Annotated in this window: 20 protein-coding genes, 1 tRNA gene and 1 pseudogene; 12 read left to right on the top strand and 10 right to left on the bottom strand. The window is 28.5% G+C overall.

Annotated elements, in window-relative coordinates; genetic code table 11:
• Nucleotides 1-20: 20 nt before the first annotated feature.
• The 4 genes from ABXT63_RS04340 to ABXT63_RS04325 all read left to right on the top strand — a co-directional run bounded on the left by ABXT63_RS04340 (nucleotide 21) and on the right by ABXT63_RS04325 (nucleotide 2,691).
• Entirely contained in the window at nucleotides 21-593 is a 573-nt protein-coding gene (locus ABXT63_RS04340; RefSeq protein WP_415320370.1) for a hypothetical protein, read from the top strand.
• 115 nt (nucleotides 594-708) lie between these two features.
• Nucleotides 709-1,281 carry a hypothetical protein gene (locus ABXT63_RS04335; RefSeq protein WP_415320369.1) on the top strand — a complete coding sequence of 191 codons (573 nt, stop codon included), beginning with the start codon at nucleotides 709-711 and terminating at the stop codon, nucleotides 1,279-1,281.
• Nucleotides 1,282-1,397: 116 nt separating this feature from the next.
• The gene (locus ABXT63_RS04330) at nucleotides 1,398-2,003 is read left to right on the top strand and encodes a hypothetical protein (RefSeq protein ID WP_415320368.1); all 606 of its coding nucleotides are present in this window, start codon (nucleotides 1,398-1,400) and stop codon (nucleotides 2,001-2,003) included.
• A gap of 115 nt (nucleotides 2,004-2,118) precedes the next feature.
• Nucleotides 2,119-2,691 carry a hypothetical protein gene (locus ABXT63_RS04325; RefSeq protein WP_415320367.1) on the top strand — a complete coding sequence of 191 codons (573 nt, stop codon included), beginning with the start codon at nucleotides 2,119-2,121 and terminating at the stop codon, nucleotides 2,689-2,691.
• A 163-nt stretch (nucleotides 2,692-2,854) separates the two neighbouring features.
• On the opposite strand, the gene ABXT63_RS04320 is transcribed toward ABXT63_RS04325, so the two are convergent.
• The 4 genes from ABXT63_RS04320 to ABXT63_RS04305 all read right to left on the bottom strand — a co-directional run bounded on the left by ABXT63_RS04320 (nucleotide 2,855) and on the right by ABXT63_RS04305 (nucleotide 4,541).
• Entirely contained in the window at nucleotides 2,855-3,418 is a 564-nt protein-coding gene (locus tag ABXT63_RS04320; RefSeq protein ID WP_415320366.1) for a hypothetical protein, read from the bottom strand.
• A 201-nt stretch (nucleotides 3,419-3,619) separates the two neighbouring features.
• Nucleotides 3,620-3,862: a hypothetical protein gene (locus tag ABXT63_RS04315; protein WP_415320364.1), complete on the bottom strand. Its 243-nt coding sequence runs from the start codon at nucleotides 3,860-3,862 to the stop codon at nucleotides 3,620-3,622.
• 14 nt (nucleotides 3,863-3,876) lie between these two features.
• The gene (locus ABXT63_RS04310) at nucleotides 3,877-4,086 is read right to left on the bottom strand and encodes a hypothetical protein (protein WP_415320362.1); all 210 of its coding nucleotides are present in this window, start codon (nucleotides 4,084-4,086) and stop codon (nucleotides 3,877-3,879) included.
• Nucleotides 4,087-4,139: 53 nt separating this feature from the next.
• Nucleotides 4,140-4,541, bottom strand: coding sequence for a hypothetical protein (locus ABXT63_RS04305; protein ID WP_415320361.1), 402 nt, complete (start codon nucleotides 4,539-4,541; stop codon nucleotides 4,140-4,142).
• A gap of 142 nt (nucleotides 4,542-4,683) precedes the next feature.
• Between ABXT63_RS04305 and ABXT63_RS04300 the strand changes: the two genes are divergently transcribed.
• Nucleotides 4,684-4,760: transfer RNA gene (locus ABXT63_RS04300), tRNA-Met, on the top strand.
• Here ABXT63_RS04300 and ABXT63_RS04295 read toward each other — a convergent pair.
• Genes ABXT63_RS04295 through rfbB form a run of 3 tightly spaced genes read right to left on the bottom strand, consistent with a single transcriptional unit; the run spans nucleotide 4,755 to nucleotide 7,341 of the window.
• Nucleotides 4,755-5,459, bottom strand: a complete 705-nt coding sequence (locus ABXT63_RS04295; protein ID WP_415320359.1) for a sugar nucleotide-binding protein — start codon at nucleotides 5,457-5,459, stop codon at nucleotides 4,755-4,757. The genes ABXT63_RS04300 and ABXT63_RS04295 overlap by 6 nt on opposite strands.
• Nucleotides 5,459-6,325 carry a sugar nucleotidyltransferase gene (locus ABXT63_RS04290; protein WP_415320357.1) on the bottom strand — a complete coding sequence of 289 codons (867 nt, stop codon included), beginning with the start codon at nucleotides 6,323-6,325 and terminating at the stop codon, nucleotides 5,459-5,461. The genes ABXT63_RS04295 and ABXT63_RS04290 overlap by 1 nt, the downstream gene beginning before the upstream one ends.
• Nucleotides 6,322-7,341, bottom strand: a complete 1,020-nt coding sequence (rfbB, locus tag ABXT63_RS04285) for a dTDP-glucose 4,6-dehydratase (RefSeq protein ID WP_415320355.1) — start codon at nucleotides 7,339-7,341, stop codon at nucleotides 6,322-6,324. The genes ABXT63_RS04290 and rfbB overlap by 4 nt, the downstream gene beginning before the upstream one ends.
• Nucleotides 7,342-7,553: 212 nt before the next feature.
• Here rfbB and ABXT63_RS04280 point away from each other — a divergent pair.
• Nucleotides 7,554-8,318, top strand: a pseudogene (locus ABXT63_RS04280) (glycosyltransferase); the annotation flags it as partial.
• Here the strand turns inward: ABXT63_RS04280 and ABXT63_RS04275 are convergent.
• Nucleotides 8,312-8,839, bottom strand: coding sequence for an adenine phosphoribosyltransferase (locus tag ABXT63_RS04275; RefSeq protein ID WP_415320353.1), 528 nt, complete (start codon nucleotides 8,837-8,839; stop codon nucleotides 8,312-8,314). The pseudogene ABXT63_RS04280 and the gene ABXT63_RS04275 sit on opposite strands and share 7 nt — an antisense overlap.
• Before the next feature lie 37 nt (nucleotides 8,840-8,876).
• Here ABXT63_RS04275 and ABXT63_RS04270 point away from each other — a divergent pair, with 37 nt between their 5' ends.
• The 5 genes from ABXT63_RS04270 (at nucleotide 8,877) to ABXT63_RS04250 (ending at nucleotide 13,005) form a co-directional block, all read left to right on the top strand.
• Nucleotides 8,877-9,404, top strand: a complete 528-nt coding sequence (locus tag ABXT63_RS04270; protein ID WP_415320351.1) for a 5'-methylthioadenosine nucleosidase — start codon at nucleotides 8,877-8,879, stop codon at nucleotides 9,402-9,404.
• Nucleotides 9,405-9,611: 207 nt separating this feature from the next.
• Complete coding sequence (gene speD, locus ABXT63_RS04265; protein ID WP_415320349.1) at nucleotides 9,612-10,652, top strand: adenosylmethionine decarboxylase; 1,041 nt, start codon at nucleotides 9,612-9,614, stop codon at nucleotides 10,650-10,652.
• A gap of 80 nt (nucleotides 10,653-10,732) precedes the next feature.
• Complete coding sequence (locus tag ABXT63_RS04260; protein ID WP_415320347.1) at nucleotides 10,733-11,593, top strand: transporter substrate-binding domain-containing protein; 861 nt, start codon at nucleotides 10,733-10,735, stop codon at nucleotides 11,591-11,593.
• Between the two features lie 45 nt (nucleotides 11,594-11,638).
• Nucleotides 11,639-12,331 (top strand): ABC transporter permease, encoded by a 693-nt coding sequence (locus tag ABXT63_RS04255; protein ID WP_415320345.1) that lies wholly within the window; start codon nucleotides 11,639-11,641, stop codon nucleotides 12,329-12,331.
• Nucleotides 12,331-13,005, top strand: coding sequence for an ABC transporter permease (locus tag ABXT63_RS04250; RefSeq protein ID WP_415320344.1), 675 nt, complete (start codon nucleotides 12,331-12,333; stop codon nucleotides 13,003-13,005). Before ABXT63_RS04255 ends, ABXT63_RS04250 begins: the two co-directional genes overlap by 1 nt.
• On the opposite strand, the gene ABXT63_RS04245 is transcribed toward ABXT63_RS04250, so the two are convergent.
• Nucleotides 12,999-13,388, bottom strand: a complete 390-nt coding sequence (locus ABXT63_RS04245) for a DUF6165 family protein (RefSeq protein WP_415320342.1) — start codon at nucleotides 13,386-13,388, stop codon at nucleotides 12,999-13,001. The two genes, ABXT63_RS04250 and ABXT63_RS04245, sit on opposite strands and share 7 nt — an antisense overlap.
• Before the next feature lie 32 nt (nucleotides 13,389-13,420).
• Here ABXT63_RS04245 and ABXT63_RS04240 point away from each other — a divergent pair, with 32 nt between their 5' ends.
• Nucleotides 13,421-14,353 carry a glycosyltransferase family 9 protein gene (locus ABXT63_RS04240; RefSeq protein ID WP_415320340.1) on the top strand — a complete coding sequence of 311 codons (933 nt, stop codon included), beginning with the start codon at nucleotides 13,421-13,423 and terminating at the stop codon, nucleotides 14,351-14,353.
• On the opposite strand, the gene ABXT63_RS04235 is transcribed toward ABXT63_RS04240, so the two are convergent.
• Entirely contained in the window at nucleotides 14,345-15,421 is a 1,077-nt protein-coding gene (locus ABXT63_RS04235) for an AbrB family transcriptional regulator (protein ID WP_415320338.1), read from the bottom strand. The two genes, ABXT63_RS04240 and ABXT63_RS04235, sit on opposite strands and share 9 nt — an antisense overlap.
• Nucleotides 15,422-15,625 lie beyond the last annotated feature (204 nt).

Below are 15,625 nucleotides of genomic sequence, written 5' to 3'. Positions count from 1 at the left end.
ACAGTGAGAAAGTGTTTAATATGAAAAGATTATTACTAATTCTTATCTTAACGTTTAGCTTCCAATCATTAAGTGAGGCCGATGATATTAGTGACTTTCAAATAGAGGGGATGAGTATTGGGGATAGTTTGTTGGATTTTTATGCAGAAAAGAAAATTAGAAATCTAGAAAAAATTAATTATCCAAATAGTGATAAATTTTATGGAATATGGATATATAGTTCAAGTGATAAGTACGACACATATGGTTTTACTCTTAAAAAAAATGACAATAAATTTAAAATTTATCAATTAAAAGGATCTCTTGATATGAATTTTAATAAATGCATGGATTTAAAAAAAGGTATCCAAAATAAAATTAAAAAAATTTTAACTAATTCAACTGAAGATAGTTATAGATCTAATTATCAAAATAATCTTGGAAAAAGTTATTCTGAAGTTACAGATTTAATAGTTGAGAATGGAAGCATAAGAATCTGGTGTGAAAATTTTGATAAGAACTTTGAACAGAGTAAAAACTGGATTGAATCTTTAAATGTTGATGCCTCTAGTGAAGAATATTTGAATTGGATAGATAATGAGGCTTATAAATAATAAATCGCAGGACTCATAAGCCCGCGGTCACTTTCCACAATCCACTACCTGCTTAGATTATTTTAACTTTCACTAAATCTTGACACACATACGACACAGTGAGAAACTGCTTAATATGAAGAGATTATTACTAATCCTTATCTTAACGTTTAGTTTTCAATCATGGAGTGCAGCAGATGACATTAGAGATTTTGAAATAGAAGGGATGAGTATTGGAGATAGCTTGTTAAGTTATGTTCTTGAAAAAGAAATAAAAAATAATCTAGCTCCATACTATAAGGATAAAGATTACTCAAGTTTTTTAGTTTATAAAAATAAAGGCTCTTATAAATTAAAACATTATGATCACTTTATAGTTTCATTTAAAACAAGTGATAGTAAATATAAAATAATTGGACTATCAGGAGTTATATGGCATAAAAAAACAATCAAAAATTGTTATAAACAGATGAAATTAGTAATTAGTGATATTTCTCAAGTACTTCCAAAGATCATACCAAAAAAAATTAAAACTATAGATTCACAACATGGAGTTAATACATACTCACGATTTGATTTTAAGTCAGGTAATTCTGTTACAATTCAATGTACAGACTATGATGATAAATATGAATTTACAGATCATTTAAGAGTTACTTCTGATACTATTGAATTTTTAGAATGGATAAGAGTTAAAGCTTATAAATAAATAAACACAGGACTCATAAGCCCGCGGCTAGTATCCAAAAAACTTTTTCCCGCTTACCTAATTACAACTTACTGTAAATCTTGACACATATAGAGCACAGTGAGAAAGTGTTTAATATGAAGAGATTATTACTAATTCTTATCTTAACGTTTAGTTTTCAAACTTTAACTAAGGCTGATGATATTAGAGACTTTGAAATTGAGGGGATAAGTGTAGGCGATATCTTACTTAACCACACCAAGACTATTGGTGTTACTAAAAAATATATATTAGATAAAGATTTTCGATTTTATCCTGGTAGCAGGAAACTTGCATTGTTAGCATTTTCTGACAAAGGTAATTATACCACATATTACAAAATACAAGTGACAGTAAACCCTAATGATTATAAAATTTATAGAGTAGGTGGATTTATTAAGATACTCAATAAGAATGATTGTCTTAATAAACAAAAAAAAATTATCGAAGATCTAGAAAATTCTTTTATATCTTTTGAAAAATTTAATGATGTTCAGTTTACATCACATCCAGCTGATAAATCAGGCAAAAGTGTTGCAAACGGTATTTATTTAGATTTACCATCTGGAGATACTGCAATGGTCGAGTGTTATATCTGGTCAAAAGAATATAAAAAAAAACATGGTGGTCATAAAGATAATCTTAGGGTAACTCTTTCAAATAAAGAAGGTAATGATTTTGTAAATAATGAAGCTTTCAAATAATAATATACAGGACTCATAAGCCTGAGGTCATTTTCCACAACCCACCTCCCGCAACTCTGATTTCAACTTACTAGAAATCTTGACACACATACGACACAGTGAGAAGGTGTTTATTATGAAGAGATTATTACTAATTCTTATCTTAACGTTCAGCTTTCTAACATTGGCCAAGGCTGATGATATTAGAGATTTTCAGATAGAGGGAATGAGTATTGGGGATAGTTTGTTAGATTATTTTACTGAAAGTCAAATAAAAGCTAATTCTGTTTATGATTATTATCAGCATATTAAAAAAAATCCTGGAAAATTTTACACTATTGATATCGAAGATTTTGATGGTGATGATTTTTCTATTTTACAAATTTCTGTTAAAAAAGGAGATAACAAATATAAAGTTTATATGATTAAAGGAATTATACCTTTTGAAGATGACATGGACGGTTGTATAAAAAAAAGGAATGAGATTAATAAAAATTTATCTGAAATTTTTTTAAATTTAAAAAAAGAAGAATTTACAAGAAAATTAACAAATGATACTGGCAAAATAATGTCAATTACATATTGGTTTGAGAAAGAAGATATAATTGATGTAGATTGTTACGACTGGTCTAAAAAAAGTGGTTACTTTGATCAATTAAGAATAGGAGCAACTTCATACGAATTTAATGACTGGCTAACTGAAAAATAAAATAATATGGTAACTCAGTTGGTTAAAGCGCAGGACTCATAAGCCCGCTGTCTGCTGTTAGTTATCGCAGTATAGCTATCGCAATTAACTTTCTCACATTCCTTGACACACTCATGACACAGAGAGAAGTAAAAAATAGGTGAAAGGGGGAAACTAATTAATTTTAACTATCTAAATTATTTATATCTTTACAAATTTTATTTGCTTCTAATATTGATGGAACTAACTTATCTAATTTCCAATTGTTGACAGGAATATCAAAATATTTAGCAACTTTGAAATCTATACCATCTACAATTTCAATTTCATACTTTTGAAATTCATCATAAAACTCTTTTAAGAAATATATGTATTCTTTTGTAGGAAATTTACCTAAGCTAAATGAAACTCTATATCCCATTAAAAAAGGTGAGACGCTTATAACATTTGCTGTTAAGTCTACACCATTCATTTTGATTGGAATATCTTTGTCTATTAATTGTTTAATATCTCCAGGTTTTTCATAAGTATAAAAAGTAAAGTTGTTATAAACTTTTTCACAATTATCTTCTGTTGAAATAAAGAAATTTAAACTATCACCATGAGTTACTTCACCAGACACTCTTGCATAAGATAAACCTCTAAATCTATCTATAGTCCACTCCTCATCACTGGCTTGAGCTTGATGAACAAAAACTAATAGAAATAAAAATAAGTGTAATGAAATAAAGATAAGAAAACGCTTCATTATTTAAGCTCCTTTTTAATAGTTAGTAATTTGTAGTTAGTAATGGTTTCACTCCTTCTCCTATCATGAGGTTTACGGAAAGAGGACAATAAAGAAAAAAACCGTAAATGTTTGAAAAGGAATGAAATCCAATGCATGATTCTACTTAAATCATAGCTTATTGTTTTTATTAGGACTGAATTTTGTTAGAAAAAAGATAAATTATTTAAGTGGATCGCAAGCCCAGTCTTCCATCATAGCTTCCAGAAACCCCATTGTAAAATTACCTGCATCAGATCCAGCATTAGCATTGCTCTGAGCATTTTTTGCTATCTCAGCTTCACATTCCATTTTAACTTGAGCTTCAGTTCTATATTTATAAGGTATGGTGTTTTTTGGTCCAGATGCACACCCATGAAATAAGAACAGAGTTAAGAATATAATTGAAATATTCAAACCCTTCATAGAGTAAGTTATTTTTATTGTCTTATGGTTAATGGACAAAGTTTAACTGCAGATATTGTAATTGCTGCAGTAGAGCCCATGCAATTGTAATAACAAATTTTATTCATACCTGATGTTTGCTCACCAGATTTAAAACAAGTTACAGCGGAATTGGCTACCATAGAAGGGAACGCCATTGATACTAAAATGGCTACTCCAATTATAATTGCTTTTATTTTATTCATACAAAACCTTATAAAAATGGATTAGTAGCTGCAAGCTATATCTTTATTTATAATTAAAATAATAATTTGGGTTCTTTGGTTGAGCAAATAAATGGCTGTTTTGTCGTCGTATTAGCAATAGTTTGTGAAATATAACCTTCACCTGTGGTTCTACTAATTTTGATATAAGTGTGAAATGCTATAAATGATTCATCAGCAACCATTTTATCTGAAGCATAATATGAGGTTTCAGAATAGTTCTTTCTCATAAGCTCTTTATACATAACTTCAAAGCCAGGAACAATTATCTCAGTTTCAGTTATTACAAATTTCCAATCCTGTTTCATATTAATGGTTTCACTATTATCTTTTTCAATAATTAACCTAACCTCTTGCTTACAAAACAAAATTAGATCAGCAAAAACAACATTGCACCAAAACAATCCTAGAATCATGACCCCTAAAATCTTTTTCATAATTTCTTTACGTTAGCTTAAATCTTGACTCACTAAAAAGCCATATATTCTTGACACACTCTTGACTCAGTCAGCAAGGAAATCAGGGAAAAACTTGATTGCACTAAAATAAAAATCTATTATAAATCAACGATAATTAAGTGGCGGGGTAGCTCAGTCGGTTAGAGCGCAGGACTCATAAGCCTGAGGTCAGTGGTTCGATTCCACTTCCCGCTACCACTTTACTATTTTTTTTAATTTTACTGTATTCATTGAAGGGTTTTTGGGAAATATCCCTTTTGCAGATTTCTTTTTGACATCTTTATTAAATTTTTTAGCAAAGGAATAAATTGATTGAGTTTTACCACCCACATTTAATATCCCTTTTTTATCTAAAATTTTTGGGATAATTTTTGCAACTTCCTCATGAAATATAAAATTAGTGATAACGTCGTGAAAAGCATGCTTATGAATAAATGGCTTTTCACACATTGTAATTCGTAAAATTAAAGAATTTTTATACATTGCAACAGCACACTCCCCACCTAATTTTGACCAAGCATAATTATTTATAGGTTTTATGGGATCATCTTCTTTGTAGTTACCTTTTTTCCCTTCGTAAACATAGCCTGTAGAAAAATATATAAGTTTAATTTTAAGTTTAGAACAGACTTTAACAATATTACACGTGCCTATTATATTCATGTCTATACTCTTTGAAATATGCTGATCATGAATATTCATAGGTCTAGACAGAGCAGCTGCATGTATAACATGGGTTGGTTTATTTTTTTTTAAGTACTTTGTTATAGAAGTAGTATCTAAAATATTTAATTCCTTTTTATTAGGATAAAAAATATTTAATTTTTTTTTATTGATATTCTTTAAAACCTGTGCAAAACGACCATCACCTCCTGTTATAACTGCCTTGTTTAACATTATATTAAGTTTTTAAGATATTTTGAGTAGCTGCAATTGCCATAAAATTTTACTGAGTTTAAGATTTCTTTTTTATCTATCCAATTATTATTCAATGCTATTTCTTCAATACAGGCAATCTTAAATCCTTGGCGGTTTTCAATTGCCTGGACAAAAGCAATAGTCTTATAATAATCATCAATAGACCCCGTATCGAGCCATGCTCCACCACGCCCAATAAAGTCTGCTGACAACTTGTTATTTTTTTTATATTTTAATAGTAAATCAATAATTTCTACTTCACCTCTTTTAGAAGTTTTTAGGTTTTTTGAATATTGTACAACTTTATTATCAAAAAAATACAATCCAGTGATTGCATGATTTGAGATGAATTTTTTTGGTTTTTCTTTTATTTGTAAAATCTTATTATTTTTATTAACTTTAGCCACACCAAATAACTCAGGTGTTTGGACGGTATGAAGAATTATCTTAGCGCCATCTTTAATTTTAGTGCAATTTATTAATTTAGCAGTCAGATTTTGGCCATAGAAAAAATTGTCACCAAGAATCATCGCAACATTATCTTTACCAATAAATTTTTCGCCCAAAACAAAAGCATCAGGTAACCCCCTAGGTTTGTCCTGCTCTATATAAGTAATCTTAATGCCCAAGTTGTTTCCATTAGGTATTAATTTTTTATATTGATTTAACTGGCCTTTATTGACAATTATTAAAATATCTTTAATTTTAGCAAGCATCAAAATAGAGAGTGGATAAAAAATCAAAGGCTTATCATAAATTGGCAGAAGCTGTTTGTTAACTGCCTTTGTTAAAGGACTCATTCTTGTCCCCATTCCGCCAGCAAGTATTATTCCTTTTTTAATCATTTTGCTCCCAACCTTTTGATAATATCTTTTTTTGAAATAGATTTATAATAATCATTATTATTTAGGTACCATAAAAAAGTTTTTTTTAAACCTTTCTCAAAGTTTGTATTACTTTTCCATTTTAGTTTTTTTAAAATTTTTTTACTATCTAAAGCATATCTTATATCATGACCTGGACGATCTTTAATAAATTTAATTTTAACCTTAGAACCAATTGTAATTGTATTTTTGGCAACTTTTATCAGGGCTTTACAAATTTCAAGATTATTCAAATTTTTATTAGATCCAATATTATAAAACTCACCAATCGTACCTTTTTGAAAAACCTTCAGTAGTGCTTCACAATGATCTTTTACATAAATCCACTCACGTGAATTTTTTCCATTTCCATAAATGGGTAAACTTTTGTTATTCAAAATATTATAAATTAATTTTGGTATCAATTTTTCAGGATGTTGTTTTGGACCATAGTTGTTAGAACAATTAGTTACTAATGCTGGAATATTGTAAGTTCTTACATAAGAATAAACTAAGTGATCAGAGGCAGCCTTACTAGCAGCATAAGGGGAGCTAGGCTTATAGGGGAATTCTTCATTTGATCTACCTTTTAAAATATCTCCATAAACTTCATCTGTTGAAATATGGATTAATCTTGACTTAATATTAACTTTTGAATATTTTTTAAAAATCTCCAGTAAATTAAAAACTCCTAATATATTACTATTTATAAAATTTTTAGGATTATCAATTGATCTGTCCACGTGAGTTTCAGCAGCTAAATTAAAAATACCAATAGGTTTATAATTAAAGATAATTTTTTCAAGTTTGCTTTTGTTATTTAGATCACATTGAATAAATTTGTAATTAATTTTTTTTTTATATTCTTTTGTATTATAGAAATTTGATGAATAGGTAATTTTATCTAGATTTATTACATTAAATTTCTTTGTAATCAACAATTCTATTAAATTGCTTCCAATAAATCCAAGACCACCTGTTACAATAATATTTTTCATTATAAAATTTCTACATTAAAATTAAAAAAAGTATATATTTTAGTTTAATATTTAATGAACAATTTAGAAAAACTTACTGTCGTCATAGTCACTTATAAAACTGACCCTGTAATATTAAAAAACTGTATTAACTCTGTAGATAAGAATGTTAAAATTAAAATCATAGAAAATTCAATTAAGAAAAAGAGGATCTTTTTTTAGCTAAAGAAAATAAAAGATTGTCAATACACTACACTGGAAAAAATTTAGGGTATGGAGCTGGAAATAACTATGGTTTCAATTTAGTAGATACAGACTACGTGATTGTTGCTAATCCAGATATAGTTTTTCATAAGACTTTTTTTGATAATTTAAAAAAATATCTTGATCATAGTTTAGATTTTACAATTATAGGAAGCACTTATTATAAGGATGAAACTTACACATCATCAGGCATGTTTAAGGAAAATGAAAAAAAATTTTATAAAAGTTATGAATTTCCTAATTCAAATAATGGTTTACAATCTTTGGTTAAAGTTGATTGGATTGTAGGATGTATGATGCTTATTAATCTAAAAAAATTTAAAACAAAAAAAATTTTTGACGAAAACTTTTTCCTATACTTTGAGGAAATTGATCTATGTAGAAGTATAGGATTGATTAAAGGAAATATTTTTAGAGCTGAGGATTTATTAATAGAACACCTAGGTAACAAAAGCTCCATTGGATCTAGCTTAAAAACAAAAATAGATTCAGAGAAACTTAGAGAATGGCACTGGATGTGGTCTACCTTCTATTACTACAAAAAAAATTATGGTTATTTTTTTGCTCTTAAAAAAACAAGTGGTAAAATGATTAAAGCAATATTTAAGATAATTTTTTATACTCTTTTAATAAATCAGAATATGAAGAATAAATATTTATGTAGATTTTTAGGTTTATTTAATTCAATGACAGGAAAAAAATCTTGGTATAGGGTTGATAATAAATATCAATGACCAGGAAAACTCATTAAGTTTTCTACATTATAATCTTTTTTTATCAAGTTATCTGAACCATCTAAATCAAATAGATTGATTACAAAAATAAAAGCTGTAACTTTTCCACCTGATATTTCTACTAGTTTAGCTGCAGCCTCAGCTGTACCACCAGTTGCTATTAAATCATCTATAATTAAAACAGAATCATTTTTATTAATTGAGTCTTTATGAACTTCAATAGTTGCCTTTCCATACTCCAGTTCAAAATCAACAGAATGTGTTTCAGCAGGAAGTTTATTTTTTTTTCTAAACATAATAAAAGGTTTTTTAAGTAGATAAGAAACTGCAGAAGCAAAAACAAAGCCTCTTGACTCAATAGCAGCAATTTTATCTATTTCATATTTTTTTGATCTTTCAATTATTTGATTAATGCATTCTACAAAAGCAAGCTCATTTTCAATTAGAGTTGTTATATCTCTAAATAAAATTCCTTTTTTTGGATAATCTTGAATTGATCTAATATAATTTTTTAAATTCATAGTATTAATATATTTATATCTTTGATAAAAAAAATCTATGAACAAATTATTTCTTGCAGCAATTAAAGAAGAAACTATTGGATTAGACTATTTTAATCATACTGGAGTTGGAAAAATTAATGCAACTTACAACACGTTAAAGTTAATCAACATTTATGAACCAAAAATAATTATCAACTATGGTACTGGTGGAGCTGTTAACAATCAATTAAAAGGAATTGTTGAGTGTACTAAATTTTATCAAAGAGATATGGATGTTAGGGGATTAGGTTTTAAGTTGGGAGAAACACCTTTTGATAAGATTAAAGAAATAATCATTTCTCAAAACGGACATTCTTGTGGAACAGGGGACAGTTTTGTTAATAAAAAGATTGATATGAAGGTTGATGTAGTTGATATGGAGGCTTACGCTATAGCTAAAGTTTGCATGTTGGAAAATATTGAATTTAGATGTTTTAAATATATATCTGATAATGCCGATGAAAATGCCAATATTGATTGGAATAAAAATTTAATATTAGGTGCGAACGCTTTTTCTAAATTTATTAATGATAATTCACTCTAATTTTACCAAATTTAATTAAACATATAAACCAAGTAATCAACAAAATCAGAAAAAAGCATAATAATTCTAAGAAAGATTAGGCAAATCTCTTTATTAATAAAAAAATAAAATCTAATATAAATGATTAATTGTTGAAAATTGTCATTACCCCTATATAAAACTTTTCGAGATTAATATTAACAAAAAATTATATGAGGGATAATTTTTATGACTAAAGTAGGTAAGCATATAACTTTAGACATCATTGGCACTACTCAAGAGTATGACCCCTCTGTATACGAGAGCATTATCCAAAAAATTGCAAAAGCTGCAGAAGTTACAATTCTTGAAATTTCTAAATATAAATTTGAACCACAAGGTTTTACTATACTTGCTTTGTTAGCAGAAAGTCACATTAGCTTTCACACATTTCCTGAAAAAGGAATTATTAGTTTTGATTTTTTTACCTGTGGAAAAGTTAACCCATCTATTGCTTTAGAAATAATTAAAAAAGAATTCAAACATAAAAGAATTGTTATTAAAGAATTTAATAGAGACACTAAATCTTTATATCATGACATTTATAGCTCACCAGGCTTACAAAAATCCTATGTGGTAAATGAGGTTTTAGAAGATTTTAAGTCTAAAGTTGGTCAGCACATAGAAATATTAGACTTAGAACAATTTGGTAAATCTCTATTTATTGATAATGAAATTCAGGTAGCAACAAATGATGAAGTTTTGTATAGCTCAACTTTTGTGAATGCTGCATTAAAGTTAAATAAAGATATGGGAACAGCTGCAATTATCGGTGGAGGTGATGGTGGTGTTGCAAGAGAATGCATGTCCAAAGGTTTTGATTTTATTGATTGGTATGAGTTAGACTCAGAAGTTGTTGATGTTTGTAATAAGCATTTAGGTAGTATCGGAAATAAAGCAACTGAAAAAAATTCAATTAAATGTATTTGGGGTGACGCTTTTGAAAGCATAAAGTCTGTTGAAGACGACAAGTATGACAAAATTTTTGTAGATCTCAATGATGATCAATTTTGCATAGACCTTGCTGCAAAAAATATGGATTCGTTAATTAGAATATTAAAACCAAACGGTGTAATTACTGCCCAGGTTGGCAGCCAAGACAAAAAACCAGAACAAGTTGAAAAATGGCTTGATGTTTTTAACAAAAATTTTGGTAACACAACTCTAGATAGGGTTTATATCCCAAGTTTTGACTGTTCTTGGAACTTTTCTTCTTCAATAAATCATTAAAATTTTCTTTTTTAATTATTAAATTTATGAAATAAATATGTTTCAGGGGGATTTCTCCCCTAAATTTATGGAGGAAAAAAATGAATATATTTAAAAAAACAATTTTAACTGTTCTAGCTTCTTTATTGATTATTGGAAATGTTTATGCATCTGATAAGATTAGGATTGGAACAGAAGGTGCTTACCCACCCTGGAACTCTAAGGATGCATCTGGCAAACTTATTGGTTTTGAAGTTGAATTAGCATATTCACTGTGCAGATACATTGGAAGACAATGTGAAGTTGTTGAACAAGACTGGGATGGAATGATACCAGCTCTTCAAATGAGAAAATTTGATGCAATCATGGCTGGAATGTCAATCACTGATGAGAGAAAAAAAGTTATAACATTCTCACAAGGTTATGCTGATGAAGTAGGATCTTTTGCAGTAATGAAAGGTTCAAGTTTAGAAAGTATGGATACGCCAGATGGTATTAATTTATCTTTAGGTGGTGGGGGTGTTAAAAAATCTCTTAAAACTTTAACTGCTGCTCTTGCTGGAAAAACTGTTTGTACTCAGACAGGAACTATTCATCAAAACTTTTTAGAGTCTGGTGATGTAGGTAAAGTAAAAGTTAGAACTTACAAAACTCAAGATGAAGTAAATTTAGACTTAACATCTGGCAGATGTGATGTTGCATTAGCTGCAGCAGTTGCATTCACTGATTATGCTGATAAATCAGGTAAATCAGTTGTGTTAGTTGGACCTACTTTTTCAGGGGGCGCTTTTGGTAATGGTGTTGGAGTTGGGTTAAGACAAGCTTCTCAATTAGGTGGAACACTAGGAGAAAGAGATGCTGAACTTTTAAAAGCTTTTAATAAAGCCATTGATCAAGCAAGAAAAGATGGAGTTATTAGTAAACTTGCAATCAAGCATTTTGGCTTTGACGCTTCTATGTAAATAATATTTTGAAAAGGCGACTATTTATTTAGTCGCCCTTTCGATATGGACCTTTTATCATTCGGAAAAACAGGCTGGGGAGATGAGTTGTTTTATGCAACTCTAATGACAATTGCAGTGGCAGTTACTGCAATGTTAATTGGTTTTGTATTTTCATTAATCTTTACGCCGTTAAAATTATCAAATAATAAATTTTTAAATTTTATTGGCAATACGTACACGACAGTTATCAGAGGGGTTCCAGAATTATTAGTAATCTACCTTTTCTTTTTTGGAGGAAGTGGAGCCATAATGTACGTTGCCTCAATTTTTGGATACTTCGAATACATAGAAATTAACGCATTTATTACGGGTTCAGTTGCAATCGGCATTATATCGGGCGCTTATTCAACGGAAGTATTTAGAGGAGCCATCCAATCAATAGATAAAGGTCAATTTGAAGCTGCCAAAGTTTTGGGGGTTAGTAAATTTGTACAATTTTATAAAATAATTTTACCTCAAATGTTAAGACTTGCTATTCCAAACTTAAGTAATGTTTGGCAAATCACTCTAAAAGACACATCTTTAATATCTGTTACTGGTTTAGTTGAGATCATGAGACAATCTTATATTGCAGCAGGTTCAACTAGAGATCCTTTGTTTTTTTATTGTTTTGCTGCAGTTTTATATTTGATGCTAACATTTTTGAGCATGAAGTTAATTAATAGACTTGAAGTTAAATACAGTAGGGGCTTTTAATGGATCTTGATTTAATGATAACAAGTTTGCCAAAACTTCTAAGTGCTGCAGTTATAACTTTAAAGTTATTATCAGCATCATTAATCATTGGTTTATTTATTGGATTTTTATTTGCAGTTTTAAGATTAAATAAAAACCCATTTATAAATAAGTTTGCTTATGGGTATTCTTATTTATTTAGAGGAACTCCTTTACTAGTTCAAATATTTATAATCTATTTTGGATTAGGAAACATTGAGTGGTTAAGATCAACATTTCTCTGGGTGGTTTTAAAAGAGCCGTATTGGTGTGCAATCATTGCGTTTGCTTTAAATACGGGAGCTTATACTTCAGAAATTTTAAGATCTGCTTTTCAAACTATTAAACCTGGAATAATTGAAGCGGGTAAAAGTTTAGGGATATCAAGTAAAATTATTTTATATAAGATTCAAATTCCAGTAGCGATCAGACAATCTTTACCAGCTTATGGTAATGAAATTATATTAATGATGAAAGGCACATCCCTTGCAAGCACGGTAACGTTAATGGATATCACAGGTGTTGCAAAACATATTGTATCAACGACTTATAAACCTTTAGAGGTGTTTCTTTTAGCAGGTGGAATTTATTTATTTATGACTTTTATCATTCACAACTTGATAAAATATTTAGAAAAAAAATATAGTTTTCAATAGGAAATATATTCTTTAATTTCTTTAATCTTAGAGCCTGTGTGATTATTCATCTCTAGCTTAATCTTAGCTCGATCATCATTTAAAAAATGAACATCTCTTGAAAGTTTTATAAAGTTTTCAGTAAAATCAGAATTTTTTTCACACAATCTTTTGTCATCTTCAATCACCCATAACTTTGCATTAATATCCTTTAGTGACTTAAAAAGTGTATTAAGTTTTTCATCAGATTTAACATTGTTATCTAATTGATCTTTTAAAATACCATGTTCATCATTAATAAATTTTAGTTTTTCAGGATCTTTAATTTTTTCTTGTTTAATCTCTAAAATCGAAATTTTATCTAAAAGTTCACCCACAGATACTTCAACTAGAATTTTATTCATAAAAATTTATACTATGTTAAGTTGTTAGAAATATGTCTAATATTTTAATTATCAAACATGGTTCTTTAGGAGATATAGCCCAAGCTTGTGGTGCAATTCAAGACATTTCTGAAAACCACCCAGAAGATCAAATATATATATTAACAACAAAACCCTATTTTGAATTATTTAAAAAAAACCCATATGTACATAATGTTATTTTAGACAAACGCTTATCAAGATTTAATTTAATTTATCTATATTTATTGATGAGAACTTTAAAGAAACAGAATATAAAAAAAGTTTACGATTTACAAAACTCATCTAGAACAAAATTTTATAAAAATATTTTATTTCTAAAAGCAAATTTTAACACTTGGTCTAGTTCAGAAACTACTTTACCAAGCAACATTTCAAAAGATAAATTTGATAAAAACCCAGTTCTAGATAGATTTAACCACCAACTAAAAACTTCTGGAATTAAAACTGAGCATACAATGAAGCCAAACTTTAGTTGGGCTATCACTAACATTGACAACATTAAACAAGAATTTAAATTAGATAAATATATTGTTTTATTTCCTTTTTGTTCAGCTCATCTAACTCATAAAAAATGGCCTTATTACAATGAACTAATAGAGTTAATTAAAAATAAATATGGAGATCAAATCAAAGTTGTTGTGGCGCCTGGACCATCTGAAATTGATGATGCAAAAAATATTAATGCTGTTTCAATCCTAGACAATGGTAAAGCTCTTGATATCTCTCAGCTTGCAAGTTTGATTAAAGAAAGTTCATTTGTTATTGCAAATGATACAGGCCCAGCTCACATGACTGCTCATCTTGGAGTAAAAGGTTTGACTTTATTTGGTAAACACACAACAGCTTTTAAAGTTAGTATTGAGCGAGAAAACTTTAAAGCAATACAGGTTGATGATTTAGGAAAACTAAGCGCAGGTAAAGTGTTAGGAAAAATATTAATTTAATTTCTTACCAATAATTTTTAATATTATAGGAACAGTGAAGAGTATCATTAGCAATCTAATAATATGATGAAATGCCACAAAGTTAGGGTCTAAATCAAAAGCTATTGCAATAACTGCTACTTCATAAATTCCACCTGGAGAAAAAGATAAGAGTAGAGTTAAGAAATTAGTATCAACAAAGTATGTTGCAACAATTGCAGCTAACAATCCAAGTGTTACAAGTATTACAGTTGCAACCAGACTATGGAACGAATTACCTGCAACTTCTTTTAATGATTTGTCAGCAAAACGACAACCCACAGAGGCACCCAAAATAAGTAAACAAAAATTTATACTTTCATCTGGTAGCTTGTAAGAGGCAACTTCAGTTATTTGCAAAATTCCACTAGCAACTAATGTCCCAGATAATAATGCAGCAGGCACACCAATTTTATCAAATAAGAAAATTAATAATATTGAGCCTATTAAGAGGATTAAAAGATGAAAATGGTTTTGATCAAGATAATCAAATTTTTCAATTGTTAGAGCTTCATTTGTTGAATAGTTAACAACAAAAAAGGGAATGACAGTTATTATTATAATTAACCTAATTAAATGTGATGTAGCAACTTGTGATAAGTCAGATTTTTCATGTTCAGCCAATATCATTAAAGGACCTAAAGCACCCGGTGCTGCTGAAAAAATAGAAGTTTTGATATTATAGCCTGAAAATTTTTGTAAATATTTAGATACAATTAAAATACTTATTAAAATATAGACAAACATTATTATTGAAGTCCACACCCATTCAGTCATTTGATTGATTAAATTTTGATCTATGTAATTTCCAATATGAAGGCCGAGAATTATTAATATTGAGCTTAAAGCTAGTTTTGGCATTTTAATTTTTATTCCACTTAATGCTGCAACAGAAACTGCAATCATAGGACCAAGCATCCACGCTAACGGGATATTAAAATAGTCAGCTACAATTGCACTCGGGATAGAAATTAAAATAACTAATAAAAATTTTTTAGAAATTAATTCTTTAATATTAGAGGAATTAAATTGAATGGAAGAATTTTTCATTAACAAATATTCTTTTATCACTTACCTTAAAAAAGATAACAGAAAAGAAACTCTCGTAATTAAAGATATCTATTTTTTTTATTAATAAAATATTTGAGATAACACTTGCTTATTTCTTAAAGAAAGAAAATCAACGTTAAGTTGCATTATATTCAAAAACTTGCTTTCATGACCATAGTATAATTAACTGCAAATATTAAAAAC

Source organism: Candidatus Pelagibacter sp. Uisw_092 (genome assembly GCF_047729545.1).
Lineage (GTDB): Bacteria > Pseudomonadota > Alphaproteobacteria > Pelagibacterales > Pelagibacteraceae > Pelagibacter.
This window is presented reverse-complemented; position numbering and strand designations above follow the sequence as displayed.

What these genes read in the sequence shown, in the direction of transcription:
- ABXT63_RS04250 (WP_415320344.1), top strand. Translation starts at nt 12,331, where the DNA reads ATGGATCTTGATTTAATGATAACAAGTTTGCCAAAACTTCTAAGTGCT.
- ABXT63_RS04320 (WP_415320366.1), bottom strand. Translation starts at nt 3,418, where the DNA reads ATGAAGCGTTTTCTTATCTTTATTTCATTACACTTATTTTTATTTCTA.
- ABXT63_RS04335 (WP_415320369.1), top strand. Translation starts at nt 709, where the DNA reads ATGAAGAGATTATTACTAATCCTTATCTTAACGTTTAGTTTTCAATCA.
- ABXT63_RS04305 (WP_415320361.1), bottom strand. Translation starts at nt 4,541, where the DNA reads ATGAAAAAGATTTTAGGGGTCATGATTCTAGGATTGTTTTGGTGCAAT.
- ABXT63_RS04255 (WP_415320345.1), top strand. Translation starts at nt 11,639, where the DNA reads ATGGACCTTTTATCATTCGGAAAAACAGGCTGGGGAGATGAGTTGTTT.
- ABXT63_RS04275 (WP_415320353.1), bottom strand. Translation starts at nt 8,839, where the DNA reads ATGAATTTAAAAAATTATATTAGATCAATTCAAGATTATCCAAAAAAA.
- ABXT63_RS04260 (WP_415320347.1), top strand. Translation starts at nt 10,733, where the DNA reads ATGAATATATTTAAAAAAACAATTTTAACTGTTCTAGCTTCTTTATTG.
- ABXT63_RS04295 (WP_415320359.1), bottom strand. Translation starts at nt 5,459, where the DNA reads ATGTTAAACAAGGCAGTTATAACAGGAGGTGATGGTCGTTTTGCACAG.
- ABXT63_RS04290 (WP_415320357.1), bottom strand. Translation starts at nt 6,325, where the DNA reads ATGATTAAAAAAGGAATAATACTTGCTGGCGGAATGGGGACAAGAATG.
- ABXT63_RS04240 (WP_415320340.1), top strand. Translation starts at nt 13,421, where the DNA reads ATGTCTAATATTTTAATTATCAAACATGGTTCTTTAGGAGATATAGCC.
- speD (WP_415320349.1), top strand. Translation starts at nt 9,612, where the DNA reads ATGACTAAAGTAGGTAAGCATATAACTTTAGACATCATTGGCACTACT.
- rfbB (WP_415320355.1), bottom strand. Translation starts at nt 7,341, where the DNA reads ATGAAAAATATTATTGTAACAGGTGGTCTTGGATTTATTGGAAGCAAT.
- ABXT63_RS04235 (WP_415320338.1), bottom strand. Translation starts at nt 15,421, where the DNA reads ATGAAAAATTCTTCCATTCAATTTAATTCCTCTAATATTAAAGAATTA.
- ABXT63_RS04270 (WP_415320351.1), top strand. Translation starts at nt 8,877, where the DNA reads ATGAACAAATTATTTCTTGCAGCAATTAAAGAAGAAACTATTGGATTA.
- ABXT63_RS04310 (WP_415320362.1), bottom strand. Translation starts at nt 4,086, where the DNA reads ATGAATAAAATAAAAGCAATTATAATTGGAGTAGCCATTTTAGTATCA.
- ABXT63_RS04330 (WP_415320368.1), top strand. Translation starts at nt 1,398, where the DNA reads ATGAAGAGATTATTACTAATTCTTATCTTAACGTTTAGTTTTCAAACT.
- ABXT63_RS04325 (WP_415320367.1), top strand. Translation starts at nt 2,119, where the DNA reads ATGAAGAGATTATTACTAATTCTTATCTTAACGTTCAGCTTTCTAACA.
- ABXT63_RS04315 (WP_415320364.1), bottom strand. Translation starts at nt 3,862, where the DNA reads ATGAAGGGTTTGAATATTTCAATTATATTCTTAACTCTGTTCTTATTT.
- ABXT63_RS04245 (WP_415320342.1), bottom strand. Translation starts at nt 13,388, where the DNA reads ATGAATAAAATTCTAGTTGAAGTATCTGTGGGTGAACTTTTAGATAAA.
- ABXT63_RS04340 (WP_415320370.1), top strand. Translation starts at nt 21, where the DNA reads ATGAAAAGATTATTACTAATTCTTATCTTAACGTTTAGCTTCCAATCA.